Source organism: Streptomyces niphimycinicus (assembly GCF_018883605.1).
Taxonomy (GTDB): Bacteria; Actinomycetota; Actinomycetes; order Streptomycetales; family Streptomycetaceae; genus Streptomyces; species Streptomyces niphimycinicus.
The window spans coordinates 1-8,941 of record NZ_JAHLEM010000540.1 but is presented as its reverse complement, the minus strand read 5'-3'; the positions used below and the strand labels follow the sequence as shown (position 1 = coordinate 8,941).

Below are 8,941 nucleotides of genomic sequence, written 5' to 3'. Positions count from 1 at the left end.
GTGGATCGCCTGGCCGGCGGGCTGGCCCGCCGGGTGGATCGCCCAGGTGGCCCGTACCGGCGCGGCGCTGCCCGGGGCCGAGGCGGACTGGCCGGACGGCTGGACCGGCGCGCTGCTGCTGGCCGTTGTCACCCTGGCCGTCGTCCTCGTCGGCCGCCGGCTGCTGCGCCACCGTCTGCTGTGCGCGGCGTGCGCCCTGCTGGTGCTGCTGGCCGTCGTACGCCCGGCACCCCTGGCCCGGATCATCACCGGCTGGCCACCGCCCGGTTGGCGGATGGTGGCGTGCGATGTCGGCCAGGGCGATGCCCTCGTCCTGGCCGCGGGGCCCGGTACGGCCGTCGTCGTGGACACCGGGCCCGAGCCGCGGGCCGTCGACCGCTGTCTGCGTTCGCTGGGCGTCGTCCGGATTCCGCTGCTGGTCCTGACCCACTTCCATGCCGACCATGTGGCCGGGCTGACCGGTGCGTTACGGGGGCGCGCGGTCGGCGCCATCGAGACGACGGGTCTGGAAGAGCCGCCCGGCCAGGCCGAGTTCGTGCGGCGCAGGGCCCGGTCGGCGCATATCCCGGTAGTCGCGGCGGTGCCGGGGGAGCGGCGGCGCTTGGGCCCGCTGTCCTGGGAGGTCCTGTGGCCCGCGCCGCCGCCCGCCCCGGCCGGGGCCGAGGGGCCGAACGACGCGAGCGTCACCCTCCTCGTCCGCACGGCGGGCCTGACCCTGCTCCTCCTGGGCGACCTGGAGCCCCCGGCCCAGCAGGCCCTGCGGACGGCGCACCCCACCCTCCCCGAGGTCGATGTCCTCAAGGTGGCCCACCACGGCTCGGCCTACCAGGACTCGCACCTGCTCCGCCGTCTCAGACCCCGCCTCGCCCTGATCTCCTGCGGCGCCGACAACCCCTACGGCCATCCGTCGCCCCGTACCATCGCCGCCCTGCGTGCCCAGGGAGCCGCCGTGCTGCGGACCGACACCGACGGTCCGATCGCGGTGATACGAGACCCGGGGCTGCGCGCGGTGCTCGGAGGCCACGGTGGGCCCTGAGCGCGGACACATCTGGGCGGGGTGCTCACTCCCTGCCGGTGAGTGGGCACCCCGCCCGGGTGTGTTCCGGTGCTCAGCGCTTGGTGTTGCTGTTGAAGAGCGAGCGCGACCAGACGTAGCCGACCAGGGCGATACCGGCGCACCAGGCGAGCGAGAGCCAGCCGTCGTTGCCGATCTCCGAGCCGGAGAGCAGACCGCGCAGGGTCTCGGTCATCGGAGTGAACGGCTGGTGCTCGGCGAACCAGCGCAGCCCCGGGGACATGGACTCGGCCGGTACGAAGGCGGAGCCGAGGAACGGGAGGAACTGGACCAGCAGCGGCTTGTTGCTCGCGGACTCCACTGTCTTGGAGATCAGGCCGAGCGCGCACGACAGCCATGTCACGGCGAACGCGATGGCCGTGAGGAGACCGGCGGCGGCCAGCCACTCCAGCGGATTGGCGTTCGGCCGGAAGCCGATGGCGAGTGCGACGCCCACCACCAGGACGAGGCTCACCATCGTCGTGAGGACGCTGCCGATGACATGGCCCGTCATGAACGACGAGCGGGTGATGTTCATGGTGCGGAAGCGGTTGATGATGCCCTCGGTCATGTCGGAGCAGACCGCGATCGAGGTCGACATCGAGCCGCCGGCCACCCCCATGATCATGATGCCGGGCGTCAGATAGTTCAGATACGCGTCCCGGCCGCCGCCCATGCCGGAGCCGATCGAGTTGCCGAAGGCGTACACGAACAGCAGCAGCATCATGATGGGCATCATGGAGGCGCCCAGCGACACGGCCGGATAGCGCAGCGCGTGCTTGATATTGCGCCGCAGCATCGTCATCGAGTCGTGCACGACGTAGGTGAGGGTGCTCATCGCAGGGTCTCCTTCGCGTGGAGCGCGGGGTCGGTGCTGCCGTCGCCGGTCAGGGCGAGGAACACGTCGTCGAGGTCGGGGGTGTGCACGGAGAAGTCGGCGGCGCGGATACCGGTGGCGTCGAGCCGGTCGAACAGGGCGCGCAGCGCGTCGAGATCGCCGTCGCCCGCGACGCGCAGGGCGAGCTGCTCATCGTCCCGGACCGCGTCGGGGAAGGCGGCGGCCGCGCGCTCGTACTCGTCGGGGTCGGTGAACCGCAGGCGCACATGGCTGCCGGGGATCTGTGCCTTGAGTTCGTCGGCGGTGCCCTCGGCGACGATCCGGCCGCCGTCGAGCACGGCGATCCGGTCCGCCAACTGGTCGGCTTCTTCGAGGTATTGGGTGGTGAGGAAAACGGTGACACCACCGGCGACCAGCGAGCGCACGGTCTCCCACATGGTGCGGCGGCTGCGCGGGTCCAGCCCGGTCGTCGGCTCGTCGAGGAAGATCACCTGCGGGTCGCCGACCAGCGTCATGGCGAGGTCGAGCCGGCGCCGCATGCCGCCGGAGAAGAGCGCGGCGCGCTTGTGCGCGACGTCCGCGATGTCGAACCGCTCCAGCAGCTCCTTGGCCCGCCTGCGCCCTTCGCGCTTGCCCAGGCGCAGCAGGTCGGCCATGAGGAGCACGTTCTCCTCGGCGGTGAGCAGGTCGTCGAGTGCGGCGAACTGCCCGGTGACGCCGATCGCGGCGCGTACCCCCTCCGGTGCGGTGGCGACGTCGTGGCCCGCGACCTGGGCCTGGCCGCCGTCGGCCGCGATCAGCGTGGACAGGATCTGCACGGTGGTGGTCTTCCCGGCACCGTTCGGCCCGAGCAGCGCGAACACGGAGCCGGACGGGATGCGCAGATCGATGCCGTCGAGGACGGTCTTGGCGCCGTACGACTTGCGCAGATCCGCGGTGGAGACGGCGGGCGGCTGCTGGCCGCCGACCTGCCTGGGCGTGGGCATGACAGATGAAGGCATAGGGCCCTCCCCTTCGAAGGCGCGGTGAGCGATGAAGTGATCTTGGCTGTCGGGAGATGGAGCGGTCAGGCTCGGGCGCGGCGGATGTTGATGTTGCCGAAGCGGGTACGGGCCCTGACCTCGGCGGTGTCCTCGGACTTGTCCGGGCTCTCGGACGCGGAGAGCGCGTTGATCACCTGCCCGGCGCTCGAGCTGACGTCGAGCCAGGCCGCCGTGCCCTCGCGGATGCCGACATCGATGGCGCCGTAGGAGGTCTCCAACTGGACGGTGCCGCGCGCGACCTCATCGAGACGGACGGCGCCATGCGCGGTGGTGGCGGTGACCGAGCCTTCGGCGTGCTCGATGAAGATGTCGCCATTGGCGCCGCTCACCCGCAGATCGCCCAGGGCGTCGCCGACGGTCGTGGTGCCATGGGAGTTCTTCAGGACGGCCGAGCCGTCGATGGCACCGACGCGCAGGCTGCCCGAGCTGGTGGTGATCTCGGCGGGTCCCTCGACGCGGTCCACGGTGATGGTGCCGTGGGAGGCGATCAGATGCAGCGGACCGGTGGTGTCGAGGCGGACATCGCCCGACGAGGTCTTCACCCGGACCTCGCCGAGCCGCCCCTCGCCGTGCACCTGGGCCCAGGCGCCGGTCATCTCCACCTGCGAGCCGGTGGGCAGTTCGACCGTCACATCGACGGTTCCGGTGCGCCCGATGAGATAGCGCTGCTTGGGTGTCCTGATGGTCAACAGGCCGCTGGCGTAACGCACTTCGGTCTGGTCGGCCGCCCGTACGTCCTGGTCCTTCTTCGGGTCGCGGGGCAGCACATCGACGACGGTGTCGAGCCGGTCGGCGGTGATGAACCGGATGGATCCGGCCTCCACATGGGCGGTGACCGAGATCGGTCCGGGGGTGTCAAAAGGAGCGTCGAAAGAAGGCATGGCTGTCCCGTCCTCTTGGGTCGTCGTGGCGTCCCCGCTGGTGGGACGTGGTGTGGGTGGAGTGGGGTGCGTGAAGTGGGGTGCGTGAAGTGGGGTGCGTGAAGTGGCGTAGGCGGTGCGCGGTCAGCGCACCCAGCCCGTGAAGCTCTGTCCGACGGTGCGGGTGGTGCGCGGCTGCTCCGTCGTACGTGGCGGGGCGCCGCCGTCGACCGCGGCCGACACGGCTCGTACCAGCCACGCGTTGACCGACAGGCCCTCGCGGTTCGCGGCCTCCTCGGCGCGCGCCTTGAGATGGGCGGGCAGCCGCAGATTGACGCGGGCGGTGCCGCCGTCGTCGCCGTCGGCGGGTGCCGGGGCCGGTGCCTTGAGCGGCTCGGCGGGCCCGCTCTTGTCCTCGTACGCCTCGCCGCCCGCAGGCCGTGTCACCACGAAGTCGGGGTCGAGCCCGCGCAGCCGTACGTCGACCGAGCCGGGGGCGAGTTCACGGGTGATCTCGTCCATCGCGGCGGAGAGCACATTGAGCATCGTCAGCCGGGTCGCCGACTCCAGGGGAGCGGTGAGCCGGTCGGCCAGCTCGCGGGCTTCTTCGCCGCCGGCTTCGGCGGCCACCGCGAGTTCACGGCGGAGGTTGTCGACATACGGCGTGAGGTCCATGACGCCATAGTGGCACCACGATGGCGCCATGTGCAAGGCGATAAGGGTGGCGATCGTGGCCCGGGGTGCATCGACCCGCTCTGACCTGCGGAAATGTGCTGACGTCGGATTGTGTCAATGCGGTGCCACGCGGGGCCTCGGAGGCTCTGGTGCCGCTAATGGCGCCAGGTGGTGCCATGTGATGCCACTGTGGCGCCCTGCCCTGCCCTGCCCTGCCGTGCCCCGCCTGCCCGTGCCGTCAGTCGACCCGCCGGGCCAGCACCTGTCCGGGCCAGGATCCGGACATGAAAGGGTCGGTGGCGGTGAAACCGTTGCGCTCGTAGAACGCGACCAGTTCGCCCCCGCCGCCCGCCCAGCAGTCGACCCGCAGCAGCCCCACCCCGGCCCGCCGGGTCTCCTCGACGGCATGTGCCAGCAGCGCCGCCCCGATGCCGAGACCGGCGCGTTGTCGGTCGGAGACCAGCAGCCGGACGTACCGCTCGGGTTCCCCGGCCGGTGCGATCGGCATCTGTGGGCTGGGCCCGGAGTCCAGCACGATGGCTCCGACGGGCGTTCCGCCCAACTCCGCGATATACGGGGCATTCTCGGTCGTGTACCGCTCGACCCGCGCCGCCCCGCCCGTCTTCTGCGAATACGGCGTCGTGCCCCACTGCTCGGTGTTGCCCCGAGCGTTCATCCAGGCCACCGCGGAGTCGAGCATGTCCAGGATGGCCGGTGCGTCGGCCAGACCGCCCGGTCTGACGCATATACCAGGTGTTGTGTCGTCCACGGCGAAAGCTTAGGCACTGCCGGGCCGGTCACCGCCGCTTGGCGTCCGCGCCGGTGAGTCGCGACGGCTCTGCGCCAACTACAGCCGAGTTGCAGCCCCCAGTGCGCCTGCCCACACTTGCTGCATATGTTCAATCCCGGACGCAGTCCCTTTCCAGGGCAACGGTTTCAAAGGAGCGTCCCATGGCCAAGATCCTGTGCGTGCTGACCGGCGCGAGCTATTGGACCCTGAAAGACGGACACCGGCACCCCACCGGGTACTGGGCCGAGGAGTTCGTGGCGCCCTACAGCGTATTCACCGGCGCCGGACACGAAGTCACCGTGGCAACTCCGAATGGGGTGGTCCCGGTTGTCGACACGATGAGTCTGGAACCACGCATGGCGGGCGGCGAGGAGAACGCCCTCAAGGAGGAGGCCGTCATCGAGTCGGCGGATGAGCTGCGGCATCCGATCTCCCTGACGGACGTGCGCCTCGAGGACTATGACGCGATCTACTACCCCGGAGGCCACGGCCCGATGCAGGACCTCTCGGTCGACCCGGACTCCGGGGAACTGCTGCGGAAGGCACTCGCTTCCGGCAATCCGCTCGCCATTGTCTGCCACGCCCCCGCCGCGCTCCTCGCCACCCGTGACGCGAACGGCGACACACCCTTCGCCGACTACCGTCTGACGGGTTTCTGCAATGAGGAGGAGGCCGGGGTCGGTCTCGCCGACAAAGCCAAGTGGCTGCTGGAGGACGAGCTGAAGACGCTGCCCACCCAGTATTCGCGGGGTCCCGCCTGGGAGCCCTACACGGTCGTGGACCGCAATCTCTTCACCGGGCAGAATCCGGCTTCCTCGGGTCCGCTCGCGAAAGAACTCGTCAAGGCCCTGGCGCAGGAGGAATGAAGGTCGTAGCGGGCCTCTCCGGTGCCAAAGCCATGCTCCAGACACGCTGGATCGTCCGGTAGTCCAGCACGGTTATGCCCTCCTGCTGGAGAACTTCACGGGCCTGCGGCGATATCAGGAACTCGTAGTCCGTCCGGCGCACGCGCCAGCCATCGTCGATGGCCTGCGAATCCTGGTTTCCCACACTCGGGTGCACCGCCCATTCATTGAGCCCGGCAGGCAGATCGCGACTCGCATTCGATCTCATCGAGCCGGGCCCGGCCGAGCAGGGCCGCCCGTCCGGCGGGCGTCGGCGGGAACAGTTCACCCTCGGCGTCCAGCAGTGAGGGAACTCGTTCCCTGGCGGCCATCGGCCCCCACCGGTAGTCGGGCATCTCGCACACCAGGGTGAGATGGATTCCGAACGGGATCCGCGGCCGTCGGCCGAGCAGCTCCATGGCCGCGGTGCCGCGGGGCACGGGACCATCAGACTGCATGAACTGGCGATGCCCTCTTCGATCGACTCGATCACCGCGGCGTTGATCGCCGGATACATGCCGAAGTCATCGCAGTTGACGATCAGCAGCCGCGCATCGGGCGGATGTCCCAGTAGGGCGGGCCCCAGTAGGGCGGTGGTCTCCTCCATGCCGGGAAGCCGTCAGACCCGGTCCAGGGGGCGATGGGGGCCGGTGGGGAGCTCCGCTGTGATCGTGTCGCCCGGGCACACCGTGCCGCCTTCCTTCACGATGCTCATGATTCCGGCCTTGCGCACGATGTTCCCGGCCTCATCGCGGCCGACGACCCGCTTCAGGAGCCCGCTCTGGAAGGCGTCGATCTGTAGACAGGGATTGCGGAGCCCGGTCACCTCCAGCACCGCGGCATCGCCGATGCGCAGCAGCGTGCCGACCGGCAGGCCGAGCAGATCGATGCCACGGGTGGTGATGTTCTCGCCGAGGTCGCCGGGCAAAACCTTGAATCCCTCGGCACCGACCTCGGCGAAGAGCTCTTCATGGATGAGGTGGACCTGGCGCAGATTCGGCTGGGTGGGGTCCTGGGCGACGCGTGAGCGGTGCTTGACGGTCACGCCGGCGTGTATGTCGCCCTCGACACCGAGGCCGGCGAGCAGTGTGATGCCGTCCCGGTTCGGCTTGGTGAACGAGTACTCGCCGTTGCTGCTGACTGCCGTCACAGTCCCACTCATCCTTGGAGCCCCCTCTTCAGCGTCCACCTTCAGCGTCCACCTTCAGTGACCACCCTTAGCGACCATCTTCAGTGACCACGATGAGCCATGCCCTTGACCGGGCGCCAGACTATTCGGCCTCCAGCCAGCCGTCGTACTCGTCCGCGAACGCGTCCAGCGCCGCCGGGTCCAGAGCCCTGGCCGGGTCCTCGATCACCACCAGCCACTGGGCGTCCTCGGCGTCGTCCTCGCCCGCCAGCGCGTCCCGCACCAACTGGGGCTCCTGGGAGACGCCGAAGCGCTCCGGCAGCGCCTCGGCCACCTCCTCCGCGGCGTCGCGGTCGGGCAGCACCAGGATGTGCCGGATGCCGGTCAGTCCTTCATCGATCACCGGAACATTGTCGGACATCCGGACGGCGGCACGCGGCCGGGTTGTCGGTGGTCCGTGGGATGCTGGACCGCGATGGCCAGGAAGACGACGACCGACGATCCGCTCGCCCCCGTGACGCTCGCCGTGGGCCAGGAGGAGCTGCTGCTCGACCGCGCCGTGCAGCAGGTGGTGGCGGCTGCCCGCGCGGCCGACCCCGACACCGATGTGCGTGACCTGACGCCCGACGCGCTCCAGCCCGGCACCCTCGCCGAGCTCACCAGCCCCTCGCTCTTCGCCGAGCGCAAGGTGGTCGTGGTGCGTAGCGCACAGGATCTGTCGGCCGACACGATCAAGGACGTGAAGGGCTATCTCGGCGCCCCCGCCGAGGAGATCACGCTCGTTCTGCTGCACGCGGGCGCGGCCAAGGGCAAGGGGCTGCTCGATGCCGCCCGTAAGGCCGGGGCGCGCGAGGTCGCCTGCCCCAAGATGACCAAGCCCGCCGACCGACTGGCGTTCGTGCGCTCGGAGTTCCGCGCCACCGGCCGGTCGGCCACCCCCGAGGCGTGCCAGGCCCTGGTCGACGCCATCGGAAGCGATCTGCGCGAGCTGGCCAGCGCGGTCTCCCAGCTCGTGGCCGATGTCGAGGGCACGATCGACGAGGCCATCGTCGCCCGCTACTACACCGGCCGCGCCGAGGCGTCCAGCTTCACCGTCGCCGACCGCGCCGTCGAGGGCCGGGCGGCCGAGGCGCTGGAGGCGCTGCGCTGGGCCGTCTCCACCGGGGTGCCGCCGGTGCTGATCACCAGCGCCCTGGCCCAGGGCGTCCGCGCGATCGGCAAGCTGGCCTCCGCGCCGCGCAACGCCCGCCCCGGCGATCTCGCCCGTGAGCTGGGCATGCCGCCGTGGAAGATAGACCGGGTGCGGCAGCAGATGCGCGGCTGGTCGGCGGATGGAGTGGCGGTCGCGCTGCGCGCCGTCGCCGAGGCCGACGCGGGGGTCAAGGGCGGCGGAGACGATCCGGCGTACGCCCTGGAGAAGGCGGTCGTCACGATCGTCCGCGCCGCCCGGGCGGGCCGAGGCCAGCCCTAAGGCCCCGTCGAGCTAGGCCCCGTCGAGCGGCGGAGCCCTAGGCCCCGTCGAGCGGCGGCCCGGGAGCGGCCCCGCGAGTCACTCCTTCATCTTCTCCAGCGTCGTCTTGGCGCTCTTCTTCAGCAGCTCGGTGGCTTCCTCGGGCGTCTTGGCCGAGCCGCTGGACGAGGACGACACATACTGCGACCAGGTCGACT

General features: G+C 70.4%; 10 protein-coding genes and 1 pseudogene. 3 read left to right on the top strand and 8 right to left on the bottom strand.

What is annotated here, in order from left to right:
• Nucleotides 1-1,036: ComEC/Rec2 family competence protein (locus KN815_RS35535; protein ID WP_216345966.1), on the top strand; the 1,036-nt coding region annotated here is incomplete at its 5' end.
• Nucleotides 1,037-1,109: 73 nt separating this feature from the next.
• Here the strand turns inward: KN815_RS35535 and KN815_RS35530 are convergent.
• The 5 genes from KN815_RS35530 to KN815_RS35510 all read right to left on the bottom strand — a co-directional run bounded on the left by KN815_RS35530 (nucleotide 1,110) and on the right by KN815_RS35510 (nucleotide 5,239).
• Nucleotides 1,110-1,892 carry an ABC transporter permease gene (locus tag KN815_RS35530; protein ID WP_216345965.1) on the bottom strand — a complete coding sequence of 261 codons (783 nt, stop codon included), beginning with the start codon at nucleotides 1,890-1,892 and terminating at the stop codon, nucleotides 1,110-1,112.
• Nucleotides 1,889-2,878: an ATP-binding cassette domain-containing protein gene (locus tag KN815_RS35525; protein WP_216345964.1), complete on the bottom strand. Its 990-nt coding sequence runs from the start codon at nucleotides 2,876-2,878 to the stop codon at nucleotides 1,889-1,891. The genes KN815_RS35530 and KN815_RS35525 overlap by 4 nt, the downstream gene beginning before the upstream one ends.
• An 80-nt stretch (nucleotides 2,879-2,958) precedes the next feature.
• On the bottom strand, nucleotides 2,959-3,816 hold the full coding sequence (locus KN815_RS35520) for a DUF4097 family beta strand repeat-containing protein (protein WP_216345963.1): 858 nt from the start codon (nucleotides 3,814-3,816) through the stop codon (nucleotides 2,959-2,961).
• Between the two features lie 123 nt (nucleotides 3,817-3,939).
• Nucleotides 3,940-4,470 carry a toxin-antitoxin system HicB family antitoxin gene (locus KN815_RS35515; RefSeq protein ID WP_216345962.1) on the bottom strand — a complete coding sequence of 177 codons (531 nt, stop codon included), beginning with the start codon at nucleotides 4,468-4,470 and terminating at the stop codon, nucleotides 3,940-3,942.
• A 238-nt stretch (nucleotides 4,471-4,708) separates the two neighbouring features.
• The gene (locus KN815_RS35510) at nucleotides 4,709-5,239 is read right to left on the bottom strand and encodes a GNAT family N-acetyltransferase (RefSeq protein WP_216345961.1); all 531 of its coding nucleotides are present in this window, start codon (nucleotides 5,237-5,239) and stop codon (nucleotides 4,709-4,711) included.
• 182 nt (nucleotides 5,240-5,421) lie between these two features.
• Here KN815_RS35510 and KN815_RS35505 point away from each other — a divergent pair, with 182 nt between their 5' ends.
• A complete protein-coding gene (locus KN815_RS35505) occupies nucleotides 5,422-6,126 on the top strand; it encodes a type 1 glutamine amidotransferase domain-containing protein (RefSeq protein WP_216345960.1) in 705 nt (234 codons plus the stop codon).
• A 203-nt stretch (nucleotides 6,127-6,329) separates the two neighbouring features.
• Here KN815_RS35505 and KN815_RS51930 read toward each other — a convergent pair.
• From KN815_RS51930 to KN815_RS35490, 3 genes and pseudogenes are all read right to left on the bottom strand, one after another.
• A pseudogene (locus tag KN815_RS51930) lies at nucleotides 6,330-6,661 on the bottom strand (ChbG/HpnK family deacetylase).
• A 102-nt stretch (nucleotides 6,662-6,763) separates the two neighbouring features.
• Nucleotides 6,764-7,306 carry an MOSC domain-containing protein gene (locus tag KN815_RS35495; protein WP_216345959.1) on the bottom strand — a complete coding sequence of 181 codons (543 nt, stop codon included), beginning with the start codon at nucleotides 7,304-7,306 and terminating at the stop codon, nucleotides 6,764-6,766.
• A 109-nt stretch (nucleotides 7,307-7,415) separates the two neighbouring features.
• A complete protein-coding gene (locus KN815_RS35490) occupies nucleotides 7,416-7,694 on the bottom strand; it encodes a hypothetical protein (RefSeq protein ID WP_372458571.1) in 279 nt (92 codons plus the stop codon).
• A 54-nt stretch (nucleotides 7,695-7,748) separates the two neighbouring features.
• Here KN815_RS35490 and holA point away from each other — a divergent pair, with 54 nt between their 5' ends.
• The gene (gene holA / locus KN815_RS35485) at nucleotides 7,749-8,744 is read left to right on the top strand and encodes a DNA polymerase III subunit delta (RefSeq protein WP_216345958.1); all 996 of its coding nucleotides are present in this window, start codon (nucleotides 7,749-7,751) and stop codon (nucleotides 8,742-8,744) included.
• Nucleotides 8,745-8,941 lie beyond the last annotated feature (197 nt).

Coding starts and splice junctions, on each gene's coding strand:
- KN815_RS35530 (WP_216345965.1), bottom strand. CDS start 1,892: ATGAGCACCCTCACCTACGTCGTGCACGACTCGATGACGATGCTGCGG.
- KN815_RS35525 (WP_216345964.1), bottom strand. CDS start 2,878: ATGCCCACGCCCAGGCAGGTCGGCGGCCAGCAGCCGCCCGCCGTCTCC.
- KN815_RS35520 (WP_216345963.1), bottom strand. CDS start 3,816: ATGCCTTCTTTCGACGCTCCTTTTGACACCCCCGGACCGATCTCGGTC.
- KN815_RS35515 (WP_216345962.1), bottom strand. CDS start 4,470: ATGGACCTCACGCCGTATGTCGACAACCTCCGCCGTGAACTCGCGGTG.
- KN815_RS35505 (WP_216345960.1), top strand. CDS start 5,422: ATGGCCAAGATCCTGTGCGTGCTGACCGGCGCGAGCTATTGGACCCTG.
- KN815_RS35495 (WP_216345959.1), bottom strand. CDS start 7,306: ATGAGTGGGACTGTGACGGCAGTCAGCAGCAACGGCGAGTACTCGTTC.
- KN815_RS35490 (WP_372458571.1), bottom strand. CDS start 7,694: ATGTCCGACAATGTTCCGGTGATCGATGAAGGACTGACCGGCATCCGG.
- holA (WP_216345958.1), top strand. CDS start 7,749: ATGGCCAGGAAGACGACGACCGACGATCCGCTCGCCCCCGTGACGCTC.